Origin of the sequence: Rhodococcus sp. NPDC059969, assembly GCF_042738325.1 — a bacterium.
Classification (GTDB): domain Bacteria; phylum Actinomycetota; class Actinomycetes; order Mycobacteriales; family Mycobacteriaceae; genus Rhodococcus_F.
In genome coordinates this window covers 21948-44309 of the sequence record NZ_JBHWUF010000007.1, presented here as the reverse complement: position 1 = coordinate 44309, position 22362 = coordinate 21948, and the positions used below count along the sequence as shown (strand labels likewise).

Annotated in this window: 18 protein-coding genes; 5 read left to right on the top strand and 13 right to left on the bottom strand. The window is 63.9% G+C overall.

Annotated features, from left to right (window positions below):
* Positions 1-10: 10 nt before the first annotated feature.
* Together ACFWAD_RS19435 and ACFWAD_RS19430 are read left to right on the top strand one after the other, a co-directional pair.
* Positions 11-409 (top strand): ectoine synthase, encoded by a 399-nt coding sequence (locus tag ACFWAD_RS19435; RefSeq protein WP_378538074.1) that lies wholly within the window; start codon positions 11-13, stop codon positions 407-409.
* A 9-nt stretch (positions 410-418) separates the two neighbouring features.
* Positions 419-1351 carry a D-isomer specific 2-hydroxyacid dehydrogenase family protein gene (locus ACFWAD_RS19430; protein WP_214881327.1) on the top strand — a complete coding sequence of 311 codons (933 nt, stop codon included), beginning with the start codon at positions 419-421 and terminating at the stop codon, positions 1349-1351.
* A 44-nt stretch (positions 1352-1395) separates the two neighbouring features.
* On the opposite strand, the gene ACFWAD_RS19425 is transcribed toward ACFWAD_RS19430, so the two are convergent.
* Positions 1396-1917, bottom strand: a complete 522-nt coding sequence (locus ACFWAD_RS19425) for a VOC family protein (protein ID WP_378538070.1) — start codon at positions 1915-1917, stop codon at positions 1396-1398.
* A 50-nt stretch (positions 1918-1967) separates the two neighbouring features.
* Here ACFWAD_RS19425 and ACFWAD_RS19420 point away from each other — a divergent pair, with 50 nt between their 5' ends.
* Complete coding sequence (locus tag ACFWAD_RS19420; protein ID WP_378546729.1) at positions 1968-2825, top strand: NAD-dependent protein deacetylase; 858 nt, start codon at positions 1968-1970, stop codon at positions 2823-2825.
* On the opposite strand, the gene proB is transcribed toward ACFWAD_RS19420, so the two are convergent.
* The 9 genes from proB to ACFWAD_RS19375 form a co-directional block, all read right to left on the bottom strand.
* Complete coding sequence (gene proB / locus ACFWAD_RS19415) at positions 2798-3901, bottom strand: glutamate 5-kinase (protein WP_378538064.1); 1104 nt, start codon at positions 3899-3901, stop codon at positions 2798-2800. The two genes, ACFWAD_RS19420 and proB, sit on opposite strands and share 28 nt — an antisense overlap.
* A gap of 45 nt (positions 3902-3946) precedes the next feature.
* A complete protein-coding gene (gene obgE / locus ACFWAD_RS19410) occupies positions 3947-5398 on the bottom strand; it encodes a GTPase ObgE (protein ID WP_003944579.1) in 1452 nt (483 codons plus the stop codon).
* Positions 5399-5629: 231 nt separating this feature from the next.
* Positions 5630-5899, bottom strand: a complete 270-nt coding sequence (rpmA, locus tag ACFWAD_RS19405) for a 50S ribosomal protein L27 (RefSeq protein WP_003944532.1) — start codon at positions 5897-5899, stop codon at positions 5630-5632.
* 42 nt (positions 5900-5941) lie between these two features.
* Positions 5942-6253 carry a 50S ribosomal protein L21 gene (gene rplU / locus ACFWAD_RS19400; protein ID WP_003944533.1) on the bottom strand — a complete coding sequence of 104 codons (312 nt, stop codon included), beginning with the start codon at positions 6251-6253 and terminating at the stop codon, positions 5942-5944.
* A 319-nt stretch (positions 6254-6572) separates the two neighbouring features.
* Positions 6573-9845 (bottom strand): translation initiation factor IF-2 N-terminal domain-containing protein, encoded by a 3273-nt coding sequence (locus ACFWAD_RS19395; RefSeq protein ID WP_378546726.1) that lies wholly within the window; start codon positions 9843-9845, stop codon positions 6573-6575.
* A gap of 428 nt (positions 9846-10273) precedes the next feature.
* The gene (gene ndk / locus ACFWAD_RS19390; RefSeq protein ID WP_019749070.1) at positions 10274-10693 is read right to left on the bottom strand and encodes a nucleoside-diphosphate kinase; all 420 of its coding nucleotides are present in this window, start codon (positions 10691-10693) and stop codon (positions 10274-10276) included.
* Positions 10694-10711: 18 nt separating this feature from the next.
* Positions 10712-11137: a DUF4233 domain-containing protein gene (locus ACFWAD_RS19385; RefSeq protein ID WP_378538057.1), complete on the bottom strand. Its 426-nt coding sequence runs from the start codon at positions 11135-11137 to the stop codon at positions 10712-10714.
* Complete coding sequence (locus ACFWAD_RS19380) at positions 11134-12573, bottom strand: bifunctional folylpolyglutamate synthase/dihydrofolate synthase (protein WP_378538054.1); 1440 nt, start codon at positions 12571-12573, stop codon at positions 11134-11136. The genes ACFWAD_RS19385 and ACFWAD_RS19380 overlap by 4 nt, the downstream gene beginning before the upstream one ends.
* Positions 12570-15251, bottom strand: coding sequence for a valine--tRNA ligase (locus ACFWAD_RS19375; protein WP_378538051.1), 2682 nt, complete (start codon positions 15249-15251; stop codon positions 12570-12572). The genes ACFWAD_RS19380 and ACFWAD_RS19375 overlap by 4 nt, the downstream gene beginning before the upstream one ends.
* A 174-nt stretch (positions 15252-15425) precedes the next feature.
* On the opposite strand from ACFWAD_RS19375, the gene ACFWAD_RS19370 reads away from it, so the two are divergent.
* Entirely contained in the window at positions 15426-16127 is a 702-nt protein-coding gene (locus ACFWAD_RS19370; protein ID WP_378538044.1) for a hypothetical protein, read from the top strand.
* 73 nt (positions 16128-16200) lie between these two features.
* On the opposite strand, the gene ACFWAD_RS19365 is transcribed toward ACFWAD_RS19370, so the two are convergent.
* The 3 genes from ACFWAD_RS19365 to ACFWAD_RS19355 all read right to left on the bottom strand — a co-directional run bounded on the left by ACFWAD_RS19365 (position 16201) and on the right by ACFWAD_RS19355 (position 19932).
* Positions 16201-18234 (bottom strand): prolyl oligopeptidase family serine peptidase, encoded by a 2034-nt coding sequence (locus ACFWAD_RS19365; protein ID WP_378538041.1) that lies wholly within the window; start codon positions 18232-18234, stop codon positions 16201-16203.
* Positions 18235-18246: 12 nt separating this feature from the next.
* Positions 18247-18861 carry a GNAT family N-acetyltransferase gene (locus ACFWAD_RS19360; protein WP_378447853.1) on the bottom strand — a complete coding sequence of 205 codons (615 nt, stop codon included), beginning with the start codon at positions 18859-18861 and terminating at the stop codon, positions 18247-18249.
* 63 nt (positions 18862-18924) lie between these two features.
* A complete protein-coding gene (locus ACFWAD_RS19355) occupies positions 18925-19932 on the bottom strand; it encodes an iron-siderophore ABC transporter substrate-binding protein (protein ID WP_378538036.1) in 1008 nt (335 codons plus the stop codon).
* A gap of 120 nt (positions 19933-20052) precedes the next feature.
* Here ACFWAD_RS19355 and ACFWAD_RS19350 point away from each other — a divergent pair, with 120 nt between their 5' ends.
* Positions 20053-22362, top strand: a complete 2310-nt coding sequence (locus tag ACFWAD_RS19350) for an FdhF/YdeP family oxidoreductase (protein ID WP_378546723.1) — start codon at positions 20053-20055, stop codon at positions 22360-22362.

Below are 22362 nucleotides of genomic sequence, written 5' to 3'. Positions count from 1 at the left end.
GGACTCCCCCATGATCGTTCGCACCACCACCGAGATCACCGACACCGACCGCGACATCACGAGCGAGGACGGCAACTGGCGCAGCAAGCGCATCGTCCTCGGCGGCGACCGCGTCGGGTTCTCGTTCCACGAGACCACCATCAAGGCGGGTTCGGTCAACGAGTTCCATTACGCCAACCACGTCGAGGCTGTCTGGCTCGTCGAGGGCACAGGCAAGCTGATCGACCTCGACAACGACAAGGAATACGATCTCGCACCGGGGTCGATGTACCTGCTCAACGGCCACGAGCGTCATCGCGTCGAGCCCGACACGCAGATGCGCATGCTGTGCGTGTTCAATCCGCCGGTCACCGGGCGTGAGGTACACGACGAGAACGGTGTCTACCCACTGGTGGAGGTCCCCGCGTAGCGTCTAGTCATGGCGACTGACACCTCTCCACGCGTAGCGATCGGCCCCGTCCCCGATGCACTGCTCGACAGCGCGGTGCTTCGGGGCGGTGGTCTGATCAGTCCGATCGACACTGCCGACGCCCTGATCTGGGCGGGCTCACCCGAAACATTTCCGTCGGAGTTACCGGCGTCGGTCAGGTGGGTGCAGCTTCCGTCGGCGGGAATCGAGGATTGGTTCGACTCCGGTGTGATTCCGAAGGACACAGATATTACGTGGACCTCGGCGGCCGGTGCGTTTTCGGCGTCGGTGGCCGAGCATGCGCTCATGCTTCTCTTGGCCGGAGTTCGTCACTTGCCTGCACACATCGAAGCTCGAACGTGGCGTCAGTTCGAGTTCTTTCCCAAGATCGGCACCCTTCGTGGTTCGACGGTTGCGATCATCGGCGCAGGCGGTATCGGCCGCGCGCTGATTCCGATGCTGGCCGCGCAGGGGGCGGACAGCCTCGCAGTCAATCGTTCCGGTAGCCCGGTCCCCGGGGCGATCTCGACGTACCCCGCATCCAGAATGGATGAAATCTATTCTCGCGCAGATCACTTCGTGATTGCTGCGCCCGCCACCCCGGCCACCCGTCACCTCGTGGGCCGTGCGCAGTTGGCGGCGATGCAACCCCATTCCTGGGTGATCAATGTCGCGCGCGGATCACTGGTCGACACCGATGCGTTGGTCGAGGCGATCGAGTCCGAACAGATCGGCGGCGCCGGTCTCGACGTCACCGATCCTGAACCTCTCCCGGACGGTCACCCACTGTGGGATCTGACGAATGCGATCATCACACCCCACGATTCCAATCCGCCAGGCGTTCGCCCCGCCGCGTTCGCGGATCACGTCTCCAAGAACGTGACCCGCTTCGCGAAGGGCGAGGCGCTGGCTGCCCTCGTGGACCCGGTTGCCGGATACTGAGCACGCCGCCGAAGCCCGAATGATCCGGCGAAAGCTGTCGGAAGTTACTGGGTCGACTCCCTATCCGGGAAGAAAAGTGCCCGCGCCCGGCGAGCGACTTCCTCGGCAGGTACGTCCTCGACCTTCGTGCATACTGCCCACCTGTGGCCGAACGGATCGAGAAACACCCCATGCCGGTCGCCCGAAAACGTATCGGCCACAGCCGTGACCAGCGTGCCTCCCTCGGCGACGGCCCGAGCGACAAACTCGTCCGTGTCCTCGGTGTAGACGACGATCGACGAATGCACCCAGCCGTCCTGCGGTGATTTGAGACCGAAGTCCGGCATCTCCTGCGAAAGCTGCAGCATCGAATCGCCGATCCGGATCTCCGCATGCATGAGTGAGCCGTCAGGTGCGTTCATCGCATCGACTATCTCAGCTCCAAGTCCTCGCTTGTAGTAGTCGAGTGCGGCATGGCCGTCCGGCACCGCAAGGTAGGGAGTGATCGTGCGGTAACCGGCGGGGATTGGGTTCACTGTGTTCATGTGTACGAGTATTGGCGATCGCACACGTGTTCTATTGAACATTTCGGACTTCCTCCGCGCCTTCGTCTCGCACACGCGCCTATCCTGGAACGGTGCCTACCGACAACAGCCGCCTCGACGCCCTTCCCGAGCTCCTGGCCGGCCGTCGCCTGGCAGTTCTCACGGGCGCCGGCATCTCCACCGACTCCGGAATCCCGGATTACCGCGGACCCGATTCACCCCCGCGCAACCCGATGACGTTCCAGCAGTTCATCGGCGATCCGGCGTTTCGGCGACACTACTGGGCGCGCAACCACATCGGGTGGCGATACATGGACAGCTCCCGCCCCAACCAGGGCCACCGGGCCGTCGCAGCACTCGAGCGAACTGGGCGAGCAGTCGGCGTGATCACCCAGAACGTCGACCTCCTGCACACCAAGGCCGGCGCGCGAAACGTCATCGACCTCCACGGCACCTACGCGCAGGTTCGATGCCTGAGCTGCCAGCGGCTGATCTCCCGCACCACTCTCGCGGAGAGACTGGAAGAAGCCAACCCCGGATTCGCCGAAACGGTCGCTGCTGCAACAGGAGTCGAGATCGCACCCGACGCAGATGCCGTGATCGAATCCACCGCACACTTTCGCGTCGTGGATTGCGCCGTGTGCGGTGGGCTGCTCAAACCAGACATCGTCTACTTCGGCGAATCCGTCCCCAAGGAACGCGTGGCCCGGGCGTACAGCCTTGTCGACCAATCCGACGCACTGTTGGTAGCCGGGTCGTCGTTGACCGTGATGTCCGGCCTACGTTTCGTCCGGCATGCCGCCAAGACCGGGAAGCCGATCGCCATCGTCAATCGTGGCACGACTCGCGGCGACGAATTCGCCGACCTCAAGCTCGAAGCCGGTTGCGCTGAAGCACTTTCCGCTCTGGTCGAGCACGACAGTTACAGCGCCACCAAGTCGTCCGCGTGAACCACGGGACGCTGCATGTCGGCCGGTAGATCAGTGGTGGAGCGCCCCAGGATCTCCTCGATCTCCGTAGCGTCGAATGCGACGACACCCCGGGCGACGGGCTTCTCCCCCGGCCCCATCAGGGACACGACGTCGCCGGCGTGGAAGTCACCGGATACACCGACAATGCCCGCGGACAGCAGGCTTCGACGCTTGGACACGACCGCGCGAACGGCGCCTTCGTCGAGGTGAAGGTCACCCTGTGTGTCGGCGGCGTGACGGACCCAGAATCGGCGAGCCGACAATCGCGTCGGCCGCGGAGCAAAAGCGGTTCCGACATCGGCACCACTGAGTGCTCGAGCGGCGTCCGAGGCTGCGGCCAGCAGAACCGGCACTCCGGAATCAGCGGCCAGGCGTGCTGCTGAGAGCTTCGACGCCATGCCTCCGGTACCGAGAGCGCCACCCGAACCGGCAACCACACCGTCGAGATCCTCGGGACTGTTGACCTCGGGAATCAGTGTGGCATCGCCCTTTCGGGGATCGCCGTCGTACAGTCCGTCCACATCCGACAACAGGATCAACGCGTCGGCACCGACCAGATGCGCAACCAGTGCAGCCAGCCGATCGTTGTCACCGAATCGAAGTTCGGTGGTGGCGACAGTGTCGTTCTCGTTCACGATCGCCACCGCGTGCAATGCCCGTAGACGATCGAGTGTCCGTTGGGCGTTGCGGTGCTGCGTCCGTCGAGCGATGTCGTCCGCCGTGAGTAGAACCTGCCCGACGGTACGCCCGTAACGGGCGAACGACGTACCCCAGGCGTGAGCCAGAGCCAACTGACCGACGCTGGCCGCAGCCTGCTTGGTCGCGAGATCCCGAGGCCGCTTGGTCAGTCCCAGCGGCGCCAATCCAGCGCCGACGGCACCGGACGAGACGACGACGACATCGGAACCCGCACGCATGCGAGCCTCGATGGCATCGGCCAACAGATCGAGTCGGTGAGTATCGAGTCCCGCCACCAAACTGGTGAGCGCAGACGACCCGATCTTCACGACGATACTGTGAGCCGACGCTATCGACTCCCTGGTGGACCCGAGCACAGTCCCGTTCCCTCTCTTCGGTTTTCGTCCTGAAATCGCGTGGGGTCAGGCGTCTTCGTCGAGCAAGCCGCGGCGGACACGACGCGCGTGCTTGCGCTCGTCGGCGCCGATGCGCTCCACCTGATCGAGACGCGGATCGGTTCCACGGCCCGTGCGGGTCAGATCGATACCGGCCGGCGTCATCGGCTCCCACTCGAAGCTCACGTCACCGATGGTGACGGAAGCTCCTGGCTGAGCGCCCTTCTTGACCAATGCGTCCTCGACACCCAATCGAGCAAGACGGTCGGCGAGGTAGCCCACCGCTTCGTCGTTGTCGAAGGCGGTCTGACGAATCCACCGCTCCGGGCGGGTGCCGCGGACGACGAACCCACCGGGAATATCGGGATCCTTCTCGATGGTGAAGCTGGAATCCTTGACCTTGACCGGGCGAATGACCTGGCGCTTCGGCTCGGGCTTCGGATGAGCTTCGCGGTAGTCACGGACCATCTTCGCCAGCGCGAATGTCAACGGTCGCAGGCCTTCTCGGCTCACTGCCGAGATGGTGAAGACCGGCCATCCGCGGGCTTCGATCTCAGGTGTGACCATTTCGGCCAACTCGGCTGCCTCGGGCACGTCGGTCTTGTTGAGGATGACGACCCGCGGACGCTTGTCGAGGTCACCGAGTCCCGAGTCGCCGGAGAGCGCAGGCGTGTATGCAGCCAGCTCTGCTTCCAAGGCGTCGATGTCGGAGATCGGGTCACGTCCCGGATCGAGGGTGGCGCAGTCGATCACGTGCGCCAACACGGCGCAGCGTTCGATGTGGCGCAGGAAGTCCAGGCCCAATCCGCGGCCTTCGCTGGCACCGGGGATCAGCCCGGGCACGTCGGCGACGGTGAAGGTGGTGTCACCGCTCGAGACGACGCCGAGGTTGGGGACCAGAGTGGTGAAGGGGTAGTCGGCGATCTTCGGCTTGGCCGCAGAGAGAACGGACACAAGCGAAGACTTACCGGCGGAGGGGAATCCGAGCAGACCGACGTCGGCTACCGACTTGAGTTCGAGAACCAGGTCACGCTCGACACCGTCCTCACCGAGGAGTGCGAAACCGGGAGCTTTGCGGGCCTTCGACGCCAACGCTGCGTTGCCGAGTCCGCCGCGGCCGCCCTGAGCCGCGTCGAAGCGTGAACCGACTCCCACGAGGTCGGCAAGCACGTTGCCGTCGGTATCGAGAACCACAGTTCCATCCGGAACCTTGAGGATGAGGTCTTCACCGTTTGCACCCTCGCGGTTACTGCCGGCGCCCTGCTTGCCGTTGGTCGCCTTCGCGTTGGGATGGAAGTGAAAGTCGAGGAGGGTGTGGATGTTCTCGTCGACCACGAGGATGACGTCGCCACCGCGACCTCCGTTGGCACCGTCCGGACCGCCGAGCGGTTTGAACTTCTCGCGGTGTACGGAGGCGCAACCATTGCCGCCTTTTCCAGCGCTGACGTGCAGCACAACACGGTCAATGAATCGGGACATGACTGCCGGATCCTTCCTCAGTCAATTGCGGGTCTCACGCGATGAGCTGAACTTCTGGTGAGCAGGGTTGCTCGGGGCAAAACGGGTACTGCTTAAACAAACGATAGGGGCGGACCGGGTTATTTCAACCCTGGTCCGCCCCTATCGGGAGCTTGGAACGCGTCACTCTCTTACCGAAAGCAGAACCGGCTTACCGAAGTAGAACCGATGACGCACAACTAGCGAGAAAGACTAGACCTCAGCCGCAACGACGGCCGGAACGATGTTCACGGTCTTGCGTCCACGCTTCTGGCCGAACTCGACTGCACCGGCAGCGAGAGCGAACAGGGTGTCGTCGCCGCCACGGCCGACGTTGACGCCGGGGTGGAAGTGCGTGCCGCGCTGGCGAACCAGGATTTCGCCTGCGCTGACCGACTGGCCGCCGAAGCGCTTCACGCCGAGGCGCTGGGCGTTTGAATCGCGACCGTTACGGGAGCTGGATGCACCCTTCTTATGTGCCATGCTATTGACCCTCCTCGGGTGAAATTAGCTAGAAAGAACTGGTTACTTGATGCCCGTGACCTTGAGCACCGTGATCGGCTGCCTGTGGCCCTGACGCTTGTGGTAACCGGTCTTGTTCTTGAACTTGTGGATGCGGATCTTCGGGCCCTTGGTGTGCTCGACGATCTCACTGGTGACTGCGACCTTGGCCAGCTTGGCCGCGTCGGTGGTCAGGTCGGATCCGTCGACCACGAGAACGGGAGCAAGCGAGACAGCAGTGCCGGGCTCACCCTCGATCTTCTCGACCTTGACGAGGTCACCAACAGCGACCTTGTACTGCTTTCCGCCGGTCTTGACGATCGCGTACGTTGCCATCGGAGGGCTACCCCTTGCTTCTTCGAACTTGCTCGCGCTGCTGCCTGAGGCTTCAAATGCATCGCGACTGGTCTGGTTTATGTCACCTCGGCTCGGTACTGACGTACCGGGACATTCACGCGCACTCTAGGCACACGGAATCTCTACCGCCGGGTGGCGACCCTCCAAGGTTACGGGAAAGCAACCGTCAGGGTCAAACCGCCCCGCCGAGGGGTGGTGCTCACTACTCTGTACTGCTTCTACCAGCTGAAACTTCGGATAACGGTCGGATGGCCTCGCTCATGGCAAGGACATCCAACCGACCGAAAGCCAGTAGTTCTTACTCCCCGTCTACCGGAGGCCCTGCGGGACGTGCTGCTGCACGCCTGCGACGGGGTCTCTTGACGACGACAACTTCTTCCTCAGCCGGAACTTCGGTAGCCGGAGCCGGAACGTTTTCCACGACCTCTTCCGCCACGGGTTCCGGAGTCGGAATCACGAAGACCGTGCCCACCTCGGGAGCTGCTTCGGCAACCGGTGCCGACGCTGCCCGCGACGCCCGGCGACTACGCCGACGACCTCGCGGAGCTGCTTCCTGCTCGTTACCCACTGCGGGTGCTGCTTCCCGCTCGTTACCCACTGCGGATACTTCTTCCGCAGCAGAGTCCACAACAGGAACGTCATGGTGCTCAGCAGCAGCAGGAGTATCGATCGGCCGATCCTGTTGCCGATCGGCACTTTTGGATGCATCGCCCCCCGAAGACACACCGGCGGAATCAGACTCGGTCGAGTCGGCCGCGACGGTCTCGTCGTCGTCGTGGTGATGCGAGGCCATCGCCAATGCCACCGGATGAGCCCGCTTGACCGTTGCGTCGACGGCCGGAACCTCCGGCGCCGGTGCTTCCTGTCCGTTGGACTCGGCCGAAGCCGACTTGTCTCCGCGGCCACGCTTGTTCTTGCGCGAGGTACCGGAATCACTGCGCTGCGAGCCCGAACGCGATCCGCCGTCGTCCGAGGACTTCACCTCGACGGGCTCTGAGTGCACGATGATGCCGCGGCCGTGGCAGTGCTCACAGGTAGTCGAGAAGGCCTCGACCAATCCGGTGCCCAACTTCTTGCGCGTCATCTGCACGAGTCCGAGTGACGTGACCTCCGACACCTGATGGCGCGTGCGATCGCGACCCAGGCATTCGGTGAGTCGACGCAGGACCAGGTCCCGGTTCGATTCGAGGACCATGTCGATGAAGTCGACGACGATCATTCCGCCGATGTCCCGCAGGCGCATCTGGCGAACGATCTCCTCGGCAGCTTCGAGGTTGTTGCGGGTGACGGTCTCTTCGAGGTTTCCGCCGGCTCCGGTGAACTTGCCGGTGTTGACGTCGACGACGGTCATGGCCTCGGTGCGGTCGATCACCAGGGTGCCGCCGGACGGCAGCCACACCTTGCGATCGAGTGCCTTTGCCAACTGCTCGTCGATACGGCGAGCCGCGAAGACGTCGATTCCGTTGTTCGGCGTGTACTTCTCGAGCCGAGGAAGCAGGTCGGGAGCGACGGAGTTGATGTAGTTCTCGACCGTCGTGTGCGCCTTCTCGCCCTCGATGACCAGCTTGGAGAAGTCCTCGTTGAATAGATCACGAATGACCTTGACCAGCATGTCCGGCTCTTCGTACAGCGCCTGCGGGTTGCCCGAGTTGCCGGCGTCCGCAGCGGCGGCCTGCTCCTCGATGCCGGCCCACTGCGCCTGCAGACGAGTCACGTCGCGCGCCAACTCTTCTTCGCTGACACCCTCTGACGCCGTGCGAATGATCACGCCGGCGTCGGCAGGAACGATGTCGCGCAGGATTTCCTTGAGACGCTTGCGCTCGGTGTCCGGGAGCTTGCGGCTGATACCCGTGGACGTGCCGCCGGGCACGTAGACGAGGAAACGACCGGCAAGCGAAATCTGTGTGGTCAGTCGCGCACCCTTGTGCCCAACCGGATCCTTGCTGACCTGAACGAGCACCTGATCGCCAGGCTTGAGAGCTTGCTCGATCTTGCGCGAGTTACCACCGAGACCGGCTGCCTCCCAGTTGACCTCACCGGCGTAGAGCACGCCGTTGCGGCCACGCCCGATGTCGATGAACGCAGCTTCCATGCTGGGGAGCACGTTCTGGACGCGTCCGAGGTAGACGTTGCCGACCATCGACGCGGAAGCCGAGTTGGTGACGAAGTGCTCGACCAGGACGCCGTCTTCGAGGACTGCTACCTGTGTAGTCGCGTGCGGCTGACCGCTGTCCGCTCGATCGCGCACAACCATGACGCGGTCGACGGCTTCACGACGGGCAAGGAATTCCGACTCGGTCAGAATCGGCGGGCGACGACGGCCGGCGTCACGACCGTCGCGGCGACGCTGACGCTTCGCTTCCAGACGCGTCGAGCCACTGATGCCCTGGACCTCGTCCTTGACGCGGGTCTTGTTGCGCGGTTCGCGCTCGTGAACGACGGTGTTCGGCGGATCGTCCTCGGACGTCGCATTCGCGTCGGTGGCGGCATCGGTGCCAGTCTTACGACGGCGACGGCGACGGCGGCGACGGCTCGATCCGTCAGCATCGAGGTCGGAATCGTCGGCGTTCTCGGATTCCGCATCCGCGTCGGACTCGGTCTTGTTTCCGGATTCTCCGCCGGAAGCATCTTCGGTTTGCTTTTCGACCGACTCGGGGGCAGTTTCCTGCTCCACTTCGGTGGTCGTCTCCGACTCTTCGTCCGAGCCTTGATCGCTACCCTGCTCGCCGCCCTGTTCGCCACCCTGTTCTCCGCGGCCACGGCCACGTCCACGGCGTCCACGACGACGGCGACGCGGCTGATCGTCGTCCTCGTCCTCGGACTCGGCGATCTCACCCTCGGTTTGCGGGGCGGTCACAGCCGGCTCTTCGACGGCTGGAACTACAACCGGCGAGACCTCGGGTGCGACTGTTTCGGTTTCCGCAGTTGCCTGCTTCTCTTCGACGACTGCTGGTGCAGCAGGCTCACGGCGGGCGCGACGGCGACGCGGGGCCACCTCGGCTGCCTCGAGGTCCGGCTGCAGGAACAGCGGAACCTGCGGCGCGGCGGGAGCCACCTCGGGCTGATGGGTCTGCGGCGCCTCGAACGAGGTGAACAGATCGGACTGCTCGGCTTCCTTGCTCTGCAGCGCAGCAGCGGCGTCGAGTCCAGCGCTGATCTCGGCGACAGCCGGATCCACCGCTTCTTCGGCTGCCGGTTCTTCGACAACTACTGCCTTTTTACGGGTTCGACGAGCCCTCACCGGCTTCTCGGCTGGAATCTCCGCAGCAGGCTGCTCGGCCGGAGTTTCCGCAGCAGGCGCTTCGACAACCGGGTCGATGAGGGTGTCGAGCTCGGCGACGACCGGCTCGATGGCCTCGGCCGCGGAGGTCAACGAAGCGTGAATCCGCTGAGCGATGTCACGTTGGAGACTCGACTGCGCACTGCGCAATTCGGTACCGAGCGCTGCAGCTTCGGCAAGGACCTGCTTGCTGGTGACACCGAGCAGCTTCGCCAGCGCGTGTACGCGCATCTTGTCGGGGAATTCCGGGGTGGTGCTGGAATCTGATTCGGTTGGGGATTGATCGGCCACGTAAGTCTCCTCAGCCCCCGGGCGCGTCCAACCCAGAAGTCGAGTTGTCACGCGGCCACGCGGGAGCGTGCTGTGTGTACTCGCACCCAGAAGTGAGTACGAGATTGTAAGGTCTCGCTCCGCATGGTCCGCAGTGCCCGTTATTCACTGCGAGCACATGAAGTGCCTGGCTGGATGGCCGTTGTCCTGTGCGCGAGCGCCTGATCATCCAGCGTGCAGAGGTCCAGGGATTTCCTGTTGACCTGGAGCAGCGATGAAAGGGCATCGAACCTAGGTGTCATCCGGTTGAACGTGCGTAAAACAAATTGCGGTTCAACTGAAAGCAGTATCCCACACCAACGCGCCTGCAACTGCAAAGGGCGCACCGATGTGGGATACGTGCCGAGAATTCGCTGTGGAGATGTGGGCCGAAGGCCCGGATAGAAGATTCAGATGGACGACAGCGCGGGGAACCACAGAGCGATTTCACGCTCTGCCGACTCCACGGAGTCACTGCCGTGAACGAGGTTCTGCTGCGCTTCGAGTCCGAAGTCGCCGCGGATCGTGCCCGGAAGAGCCTTGTCGACCGGGTCGGTTCCGCCGGCCAACTGACGGAAAGCAGCGATGGCGCGGGGGCCTTCGAGCACTGCGGCCACCAGCGGACCGGAGGTGATGAACTCCAACAAGCTCGGGTAGAACGGGCGCTCGGCGTGCTCTGCGTAGTGGCTACCAGCCACCTCTTCGGAAGCTACGCGGAGCTCGAGTGCTGCAATTGTCAGGCCTTTGCGCTCGATACGGCTGAGGATTTCTCCTACGTATCCACGGGCAACGGCGTCGGGCTTGATCAGTACGAGGGTGCGCTCAGTCACAGCGGACAGCCTAAATGGTCAGTCCCGCTGGCCGGGAAGCAGGCCCTTGTCCATCCGGCGCTTGATGTCTCTCTGCAGGTAGACGAGGTATCCCCAGACGATCCCGAAGGTGATGGCCACACCCACGATCGACGGGTGGACGAAGAAACCGAACAGAAGAATCACCTGCAGTGCGACGTTGAACCCCATCGCCCACGGCTTTCCCTGGACTCCGGCTCCCAGAATCATCAGTACCGCCAAGCCGATGATGAATCCGGCCGAGAGCGCGGTGAGGCCACCGCCGACGACCGCAACGACCGGCAATGCCAGCAGCACGACTATCGCCTCGAGGATCAGAGTTCCGGCCATCACTCCGCGGAAACTCTTCCACGGGTCCTTGGTCGGAGGCCCGAACTCACCGGCAGTTTCGCCGGACTCGGGATTGGATTCTGACGGGGTGCTCACGCGGGGTCCTTTCCGAACAGCGTGCGGGCGGCGCCTGCGGTCACGACGGATCCCGTCACCACGACACCTGCCCCCGATACGGCTTCACCGGGTTCGGCGACCTGCTCGGCGATTTCGATCGCGACTTCCAAGGCGTCGGCAAGCACCGGTGCGACGACGACGCGCTCGTCGCCGAACTTTGCGACGGCAATGTTGGCCAGTTCCTCGACGTCCATCGCCCGGGGTGATCCGTTGTGGGTGACGACGATCTCGTCGAAGACGGATTCGAATGCGGTCAAGATTGCGTCGACGTCCTTGTCCGCCATGACGCTGACCACTCCCACGAGCTTGCGGAAGTCGAACTCCGCGGCCAGTGCGGCCGCGAGGGCGCGGGCACCGTCGGGATTGTGGGCGGCGTCGAGAAATACGGTCGGCGCACTCCGAACACGTTCGAGGCGACCAGGATTGACGATCGAGGCGAAACCGTTGCGGATTGCATCCTGATCGAGTTGTCGATCCGGACCGGCACCGAAGAACGCTTCGACAGCCGCGAGCGCGAGAGCCGCATTGCGTGCCTGATGCTCGCCGTGCAGCGGGAGGAAGATGTCGGTGTACACACCGCTCAAACCCTGGAGTTCGAGCTGCTGTCCGCCCACCGCGATCTGGCGAGCAAGCACCTTGAACTCCGAGCCCTCGCGAGCGACCGCAGCTTCGACCTCGACTGCTCGCCGCAGCAGTACCTCCATGACTTCGGGAGTCTGCTCGGCGATGATCGCGACGGTGTCCACCGGAACCAGGTCCTCGCGGCCCTTCTTGATGATTCCGGCCTTCTCCTCCGCGATCCCGGCCAGGTCGGTACCCAGATACTCGGCGTGATCGAGACTGATCGGGGTGATCACCGCGACCTGTCCGTCGATCACGTTGGTGGCGTCCCAGCGTCCGCCGAGGCCGACCTCGACCACGGCGACGTCGACCGGTGCCTCAGCGAATGCCGCATAGGCCATCGCGGTGAGCACTTCGAACTTGCTCATCGCCGGTCCCCCGGCTTCCTTGGACTGTGCGTCGATCATCTGCACGTACGGTTCGATCTCGCGGAACGTGTCCACGTAGAGCCGCGGTGAGATCGGATGACCGTCGATGCTGATCCGCTCGGTCGCGATCTGCAGATGAGGGCTGGTGGTTCGGCCGGTACGACGATGCAGAGCGCTCATCAAAGAGTCGATCATGCGCGTCACCGACGTCTTGCCGTTGGTCCCCGTCACGTGCACCGATGGATAGTTGTGCTGCGGCGAGCCCAGCACGTCCATCAGCGCCTCGATACGGGTCAGTGACGGCTCGATCTTGGTCTCGGGCCAACGCTTGTCGAGTTCGGCCTCGACCAGCGCCAGCTCGGCGATGTCGACCGGAGTCGGAACCGAACTCTGAGCGTCGAACTGGGACGGCTCGTACGAACTCACTTGTCGGCCAACTCCTTCAGACGTCCTGTGATGCGCTCGATCTCTTCGACGGCGATCTGGCGACGGTTCTTGATCTTGTCGACGACGGCGTCGGGCGCCTTCGCCAAGAAGGCCTCGTTCGCAAGCTTGTTGTCGGCGGTGACGAGTTCCTTCTGCGCTGCCGCGAGGTCCTTTTCGAGCCGCTTCTTCTCGGCACCGAGGTCGATGGTGCCCGAGGTGTCGATGTCGACCGTGACGGTGCCCTGGCTCAGACGCACCTCGACGGAGATCGATGCGGTGAATCCCTCTTCGGGTTCGGTCAGCTTGGCCAGCGCTGCCACGTAGGCGAACTGGCCGTCCATGCCGGCCTCCGAAAGCCCGGACGCACGCGCCGGGACCTTCTGGGAAGGCTTGAGCCCCTGATCGTTTCGGAAACGTCGCACCTCGGTGATCAGTTTCTGGGTGTCTTCGATCCGGGTGGCGGCCGCAGCGTCGACTGCGACGCCGGACAGCGTCGGCCAGTCGGCGACGACGACGGATTCGCCTCCGGTGAGCACCTTCCAGAGGGTTTCGGTCACGAACGGGATGACCGGGTGCAGGAGGCGGAGCAGTGCATCGAGAACGTTGCCGAGCACTGCGCGGGTGTTCGCGGCGACGGTCTCGTCGTCGGCGAACTGCACCTTGGCGAGTTCGAGGTACCAGTCACAGACCTCGTCCCACGCGAAGTGGAACAGGCCTTCGCATGCCTTGCTGAACTCGTAGCGATCGAAAGCGGCATCCGCCTCGGCCTGGACCGTGTCGAGACGGTCGAGGATCCAGCGGTCGGCGTCGGTCAGTTCGCTTCGAGCGGGCAGCGGCGCCGGAGCGGCGCCGTTCATCAGCGCGAACTTGGTCGCGTTGAACAACTTGGTCGCGAAGTTGCGTGAGGACTGCGCCGAATCCTCACCGACGGACAGGTCACTGCCCGGGTTGGCCCCGCGTGCGAGTGTGAATCGCAGGGCGTCGGCGCCGAAACGATCCACCCAGTCGAGTGGGTCGATACCGTTGCCGCGAGACTTCGACATCTTCTTGCCGAACTGATCGCGAACCAGTCCGTGCAGGAACACGTCCTTGAACGGCATCTGCGCGCCGGACTTACCCGGACCGGCGGTGATCGACTCGTCCTCGGACACATACGTGCCGAACATCATCATGCGGGCGACCCAGAAGAACAGGATGTCGTAGCCGGTGACGAGAACGCTGGTGGGATAGAACTTTTCGAGTTCGGGTGTCTTGTCGGGCCAACCCATCGTCGAGAAGGGCCACAGTCCGGAGGAGAACCAGGTGTCGAGGACGTCGGGATCCTGGACCCAGCCGTCCGGTGCCGTTTCGTCGGGACCGAAGCACGCAACTTCGCCCTCGGGGCCGTACCAGACCGGGATGCGGTGTCCCCACCAGAGCTGGCGGGAAATGCACCAGTCGTGCATGTTGTCGACCCAGTCGAACCAGCGTGGTTCCTGGCTTGCCGGGTGAATGACGGTGTCGCCGTTGCGAACCGCGTCGCCGGCGGCCTTGGCCAGGGTTTCGACCTTGACCCACCATTGCAGAGACAGGCGCGGCTCGATAGCTTCACCACTGCGCTCGGAGTGTCCGACGCTGTGCAGGTACGGACGCTTCTCGGCGACGACACGTCCCTGCTCGGCGAGGGCTTCGCGAACCTTGACGCGAGCCTCGAAGCGGTCCATACCGTCGAATTCGGTTCCCGTGTCGGCAATCTTGCCGGTCTTGTCCATGATGGTGGGCATCGGCAGGTTGTGCCGCAGGCCCATCTCGAAGTCGTTGGGATCGTGAGCCGGCGTGATCTTCACTGCGCCGGTTCCGAACTCGGGATCGACGTAGTCGTCCGCGATGATCGGGATCTGACGCCCGGTGAACGGATGATCGAGAGTTGTGCCGATGAGATGCTTGTAGCGCTCGTCTTCGGGATGGACAGCCACTGCGGTATCACCGAGCATCGTCTCGACACGGGTGGTCGCGACGATGACGTGCGGCTCGTTGTCGTCGAGCGAGCCGTAGCGAAGGGAGACCAGTTCACCCTCGACGTCCTCGAACTTCACCTCGATGTCGGAGATCGCGGTCTGCAACACCGGCGACCAGTTCACGAGACGCTCGGCGCGGTAGATCAGACCTTCGTCGAACATGCGCTTGAAGACGGTCTGGACGGCGCGCGAGAGGCCCTCGTCCATCGTGAAACGATCGCGGCTCCAGTCGACGCCGTCACCGATGCGCCGCATCTGGCCACCGATGGTTCCGCCGGATTCGCGCTTCCAGTCCCAGACCTTGTCGATGAACAGCTCGCGGCCGAAATCTTCCTTGGTCTTGCCGTCGGCAGCGAGTTGCTTCTCGACGACGGACTGCGTGGCGATTCCGGCGTGGTCCATGCCCGGCAGCCACAGAACCTCGTAGCCCTGCATCCGCTTGCGGCGGCTGAGCACGTCCATGAGTGTGTGATCGAGGGCATGACCCATGTGCAGGCTGCCGGTGACGTTCGGGGGCGGCAGCACGATGGAGTAGCCGGGCTTGTCGCTGGTCGCGTCGGCCTGGAAGTACCCGGCGTCTACCCAGCCTCGATACAGATCGGCCTCTACCGCGCTGGGGTCCCAGCTCTTGGGTAGGGCGTCGGCGGGGGTCTGGGGGTTCTCTGGAGCTGCACTGGTCACCACTTGATCCTAATGACTCCCCCGTCGTGAACGAATTCGCCCGTCAGGCGTCGCGGTGGCCACGAACGACGGTCCCCGCAGTCCGGGGGTCAGCCGAACACACGATATTCACCGATCCGCTCCGCTGACAGGATCGCTCTGAAGGACGACCGACCAACGACCTGTGGAGCAAATATGTTGAACAACTGGAGTTCTCGCCGTCCCGGCGTTCGAACCTTGGCGGCTGCCGCGACGATCGGAGCGGCGGTTGCCCTGGTGCTTCCGGCGACTGCATCCGCTGCGCCCGGCATCGAAGGAAGCGTGCAGGGAAGCGTCGACAGTGGCAGCGCCACGATCAACGGAAGCGTGGGCGACCTGGGGAACGACATCGCGAACGGCATCGCCAGCGGCAGCGTGGGCGACATCGTCGGCGGAATCGCCACCGGGAACGTGAACGACATTCTCGGCGGTCTGGCCGCCGGATCTACGAGCGCCAAGGACATCGCCAACGGTCTGGCCAGTGGCAATGTCAGAGACATTCTCAGTGGGCTGGCCAGCGGCAGCGGCGGTGGTGGATCGTTTGCACCCACGCAGCGGTGTGACGCCTCGACGGTCTCCGGCGGCGCAGGAATCACCAGCACGAAGCACGAGCTCGGCCGCGGCGGCCCGACGTCGTTCGTCCTCGGCTACGAGACCGAGAACATCCCGGACCTGATCGAGGTGTACTACGAAGGACGGTTGATACACAGCACCGGTTATGTCGGCGACAACATCAACGAGGGATCCGGCTCGACGGTCGTCAACGTGCCCGCCGGCGGGGCCTCGTCGGTCCTGGTCCGCGTCACGGGCCCCGACCAGACAATCTGGTCGTACACCGTTCGCTGCCCCGGCGCCTGATTCCGGTCCGGATCCGCGCGCGAAGAAGATCGTGCCTCGTTCGGCCGTTGCGGCCGAACGAGGCACGCGCAGTTCAGCCCAGAATTTCCGGAAGCGCGACATCTTCCCCGAGAATGTGCTCTGAGAGGAACGCGGTGACCACTTCGTACCAGATCTTGGTGTGCTGCGGCTTGAGCACCCAGTGATTCTCGTCCGGGAAGTACAGGAAGCGGTGGTCCGTTTTCCCGTGGTCGTCGGCCGGCAGACCTGACTCTGCAAGCAGTTCGTACCAGAGCCGCAAGCCCTCACCGATCGGAACGCGATAGTCCTTGTCGCCGTGGATCACCAGCATCGGCGTCGTGATGTCTGCGACGTACAGATGCGGCGAGTTCTCGACGGCCATCTCGGGCGACATCTCGCGCTGCCAGTACCAGGCAGCGTCCGTGGTAGGGCCGAATTGGTCCAGTGCCCAGAGACTCGCGTGGGTGACGATCGCGTCGAAACGGTTGGTATGGCCGGCGATCCAGTTGGCCATGTAACCGCCGAACGAACCTCCCATCGCGCCTGTCCGCTTGGGGTCGATCTCGGGCTGCGCGACGGCAGCATCGGTGATCGCCATCAGATCGGTGAAAGGCGCCTTGCCCCACTGACCCCACCCGCGCTGAACGAAATCCTGGCCGTATCCGGTCGAGAGCGCGGGATCGGGCAGCAGTACTGCATAGCCCTTGGCGACGAGCAGCCACGGATTCCACCGCCAGGACCAGGTGTTCCACGAACCGAGGGGCCCGCCGTGGACCCAGAGAAGCAATGGCACCGGTGCATGCGGCGCGGCGCCGGTCGGCAGCGCCAACCAGCTACGCACTGTCGAACCGTCCTCGGCGCGCGCGGTGATCTCGGTCAGCGTTCCCGGCAGCTCCGGCAACGGGTCGGGTCCACGAAGTGCGGTGATCTCACCTGATCGAAGATCCACGCGTACCACGTGCGGGGGCGCTTCGTACGAAGCCCGCAGCGCGTAAATCGACTCGCCGTCCGGCGCCACTCGAACGTCGGTGTACGCCGCGTCGTCGGCTGTCAGGCGAACCGGTTGGCCCCACAGGTCGATCGTGAAGATCGGACCGCGGCCGCCGTCGTCAGCGGTGACCACCAGCCCGGATCCGTCGGGTAGCCAGGCCAGGGAGGTGGGCCAGCGATCCCAGCCGTCGGCAACGCCGGTCACGGCACCGGATCCGAAGTCGTAGAGCTGCAGAGTCATTCGCGGCGCGGACTCCGGCGTGGTGAGAGTCTCCCGGATGAACGCGAGCTTGGTTCCGTCCGGCGAGAGCACCGGGTTGTAGACGTCCGCGTCGGCCTCGTCGACGAGGGTGGTTCGGTCGCCGGTCACCGTGTCGATCCGAACCAAGGTGGATCGGCGGGCGGCACTCGGATCGCCGACAGTCCACGTCGTCACCACGAAGAGACCGTCGTCGGAGATCGTGGTCGACGTCTCTCGCAGCGCCGCGCCTGCAGTTGGCGTGATGTCCCGCAATTCGACGGATTCCTTCGAATCCGTCTCAGCCACAACCAGATGCGGATGATCGGGGCCCAGGTCGTGGTCCCAGTGCCGCACCGGATAACCGGTGTGCAGCATCGCCGTGACCTTCTTGTCCTTGCGCGCCGATCGCACCTGATCGTCCTGGTCGAGACTGATCGCCGAAGCCATGACCGACGTCTGGGCCACGAACGTCGGCGCCGCCTTGGCCGCTGATACCGACGAGACGCCACCGGGACGTGAGATCAGCAGCTGAGCTTCTCCGCCGGCCGCAGGTAGGCGCCACAGTGCGGGTTGCGGATCACTCTCGCCCGGCACCGCTCGCGTGGCGGTGAAGAGCACGTCGCCGTCGAACGCGAAGGCAGCACCGGACTCGCTGGTCGAACCCCAGGTCAACCGACGCGCAGGACGTCGGCCTTCCGGGTCGATCTCCCACAACGAGGACACGTATTCGGCGCTCTTGTCGTCGAGAACTGCGCGCGCGCAGATGAGCAGCGAGCCGTCTGGTGACAACACCAGGCCGGACAACCTGGCCAGAGCGATGTAGTCGTCGAGTTCGTCGAACGGTGTGCCTGCGTGGAGCTCGGGAATCTGGGTCACCACTAGTTGGTATCACGCGCCCCGCGGTTGACGCATCATTGCGTAGATCGTCGGCCCGCCGCCCGGCATGACGATGTCGCGGGTCACTTCGAAACCGAAGCGGTTGTAGTACGGGATGTTCGATTCCTTGCTGCTCTCGAGGTAAGCGTCGACATGTTCACGGTCGCAACGCTCCAACCGGGAGTTCAGCAGCGCTTTGCCGTATCCCCCACCTCGAGCTGCACTGCCGGTCCCGACAGTCGCGAGATACCAGTGCGGCGAATTCGGATGTGCTCCTTCGAGAACGGAGCTGACCTCGGCCGCATGTCGCAATCCGCTGCCGAAGACACGCACCATTGCGGGCAAGCTCATGAGCCCGGAGATCCACGACTGCTTCCATCGCCCCGGCGGATCCCACAGAGTTGCCCCGCCGATCACGCCGTTGTCATCGGTGGCCACCTCGACACCGCCACCGGCGAGGTGGTGGTAACGAGCTTCTGCGGCAAACAGTTTCGTCAGACGATCAGCCCTGGTGGCTTCGTTCGGCAACATCCACGCCATCAAGGGATCGTCCTCGAACGCCTCGGCCAACACCGCCGACAGTGCCGGAACATCGGATCGGACAGCCGGCCGCACGTGTACACCCATGAGGCGAGAGTACCGCCGACTGTCCGGATCCCCGGTGCTTGAACCGAGCTGTCCGTGAACCGATCAGACGAGCAAGCCCGCAATCCGCGGCGGAATCTGTTCGAGCGCGTACGGCAGGCTCAGTACGGTGCTCCACGTCATGGCTTCGGCAGCAGCGTCTTCCAGGATGATCGCGCGGCCGTCCTTCACGACGTCGAGTTCCTGGTAGATCGGGGTCTTGTCCAATTCCGCGCGAAGCTTGTCGCCGTAACCACCACCGGCGTACCAGACGAGTACGTCGACGTCGGCAAGAGAGAGTTGCTCGGTGCTGATCTCGGCGAAGTTACCCGTGATCTGATCGGTGACAGGCGGATTCACGAATCCGAGTTCGGTGAAGAACCGCACCTTGGGGTCTTCCGGTCCGTAGACCCCGAACTGCCCCGGCCCCTTCAACGCGCCAACCAGAACAGTCTTGCCCGCAAACGCCGGATTGGCCGTCTTCACGTCGGCGAACTTCTCCTCGACGCCGGCGATCAGTTCGGTGGCCTTTCCCTGCTGCCCCAATGCCTCGCCGATGACGGTCGTCTGGTCCTGCCAGGGGATTCCGTAATCCGCGAACTCCTTCGGCTGTGCCACTGTCGGCGCGATGGCACTGAGCTTGTCGTACTGCGCCTGAGTGAGCCCGGAGTAGGTGCCCACAATGAGGTCGGGTGTCACGGAGGCGACCTTCTCGATCTGAATGGTGGTGCCCGCGGTTCCGATGATCTCCGGACTCGACCCGTTCAGCAGAGGTTGCGCCCACGGCCACACACCCGAGGGGTAGTCGCCGTACCAGTCGAAGGTTCCGACCAAGGTCCCGCCGAGCGCGAGAATCGCATCCTGATCGTTGTATCCGACACTGACGATCCGCTGCGGATCCTTCGGCAGTTCGGTGGTACCGAACTTGTGAGTGATCGATCCCGCAGAGTCACCGCTGGGGGGTGTGTCCTCGTCGTTCGAACTGGAGCAGGCTGCGGCGAATGCCAGCAACGCTCCCGACGTGCCGATCAGAAATCCGCGCCGGGTCAGCCGACCTGCGTCCGTTCGATCCATGTTCTTACCCCTTAAGTCCGCTGGTTCGGTAGGTAAGGCTAGCCGATGAATGTCGCATTCCGGCGAGTTCGACCGGGCCATTCGATGGCAGTACCGGCTCGTTCGGGCCACTATGGAGACATGACGCGCCAGGGCCCCTCGAAAGACATCGACGAATCGGATCTCGAAGTCACGCATCCCAAGGACTACGCCGCCGGAGTACCGGCCGTCCTGGTGTCGCTGCAACGCGGAATCGAGCAGATGGGGGCCTTACGGACCGCCCGAACGCTCACCAGGCTCAACCAGCGTCACGGCTTCGACTGCCCGGGGTGCGCATGGCCGGAGACTCCCGGACATCGCAAGCCCGCCGAGTTCTGCGAGAACGGCGCGAAGGCTGTTGCCGAGGAAGCAACGCTTCGCACCGTCACACCCGAGTTCTTCGCGGAGCACTCGATCTCCGACCTCGAAGGCAAGACCGATTACTGGCTCGGGCAGCAGGGCCGACTGACGCACCCGATGGTTCTGACGCCGGGCGCAACCCACTATCAGCCGATCGACTGGGACGGCGCGTACGCACTGATCGCCGAACATCTGAACGGCCTCGCGTCGCCGGACGAGGCGGTGTTCTACACCTCCGGTCGCACTTCCAACGAAGCAGCTTTTCTCTACCAGTTGATGATTCGGAGCTGCGGCACCAACAACATGCCCGACTGTTCCAACATGTGTCACGAATCGTCCGGGAGCGCACTGACCGAATCCATCGGCATCGGCAAAGGTTCGGTGACCGTCCCCGACCTCGAGAACGCCGATCTCATCCTCATCGCCGGGCAGAATCCCGGCACCAACCACCCTCGAATGCTCTCGACGCTGGAGAAGGCAAAGGGCAACGGCGCCAAGATCATTGCCATCAATCCCCTGCCCGAAGCGGGATTGCGACGGTTCAAGGATCCACAGAAGGTGTCCGGCGTGATCGGGCACGGAGTCGAGATCGCGGACGAGTTCCTGCAGATCCGGCTGGGCGGAGACATGGCGCTGTTCCAGGGCCTGGGGAAGCTGCTGCTCGAACAGGAAGATCGCGCTCCCGGCACCGTCGTCGATCGCGCATTCGTCGACCGGTACTGCGCCGGTTGGGACGAGTACGAGAAGCACATCCGCGCAGTCGATCTCGACACCGTCATCGAAGCGACGGGCCTGTCGATGACGCAACTCGAGGAAACAGCCGCCGCCCTGGTCCGATCCGAACGAACAGTCACCTGCTGGGCCATGGGCATCACTCAGCACACACACGGAGTCGCCACCATCGAGGAAGCGGTCAACCTGTTGCTCATGCGCGGGATGATGGGCAAACCAGGTGCAGGCGTCTGCCCCGTGCGAGGACACTCCAACGTCCAGGGTGACCGCACGATGGGCATCTGGGAGAAGATGCCGGAAGAGTTCCTGGCCGCGCTCGACACCGAGTTCTCGATCTCGAGCCCACGCAAGCACGGTTGGGACACCGTCGACGCGATCCGCGCCATGAACGCCGGCAAGGCAAGCTTCTTCATGGCGATGGGCGGCAACTTCATCCAGGCCAGCCCGGACACTGCGGCCACCGAAACGGCATTGCGCCAGTGCGAACTCACCGTGCAGGTTTCCACCAAGCTGAATCGCAGTCACGTGGTCCACGGGCAGACCGCGATCATCCTCCCCACCCTCGGACGCACCGACCTCGACGTCCAAGCCGGCGGAAAGCAGCTTGTCTCCGTGGAGGATTCGATGTCCATGGTGCACCTGTCCCGCGGACGCCTCACACCGGTCAGCCCCTACCTGCGCAGTGAAGTCGCCATCATCTGCCAACTCGCCCGCGAACTACTCGGCAGCGATCACTCCGTCCGCTGGTCGGCGTTCGAGGGCAACTACGACCTGATTCGCGATTCCATCTCGCGGGTGGTGCCAGGCTGCGAGAACTACAACACCCGCGTCCGTGAGCCCGACGGATTCCAGCTCCCCCACCCACCACGTGACTCGCGCGAATTCCGCACGCACACCGGCAAAGCCAACTTCGGCGTGAACGACCTGCACTGGATACCCACCCCTCGTGGCCGTCTGATTCTGCAGACCATGCGAAGCCACGACCAGTACAACACCACGATCTACGGTCTCGACGACAGATACCGCGGCATCAAGGGTGGACGCAAAGTCATCCTCGTCAATGCCGAAGACATCACCGCACTCGGATTCCGCGACGGCGATCTGGTCGACATCGTGTCCGAGTGGACAACCCCAGACGGCACTCTCGAAGAGCGTCGGGTCACGGAGTTCCGCATCGTCTCCTACGACACCCCCCGCGGTAATGCGGCGGCGTACTACCCCGAGACGAATCCCCTCGTTCCCCTCGAACACGTTGCAGCCAAGTCGAACACACCGGTTTCGAAGGCAGTCACCGTTCGACTCGAAGCATCAGGCGCCTGA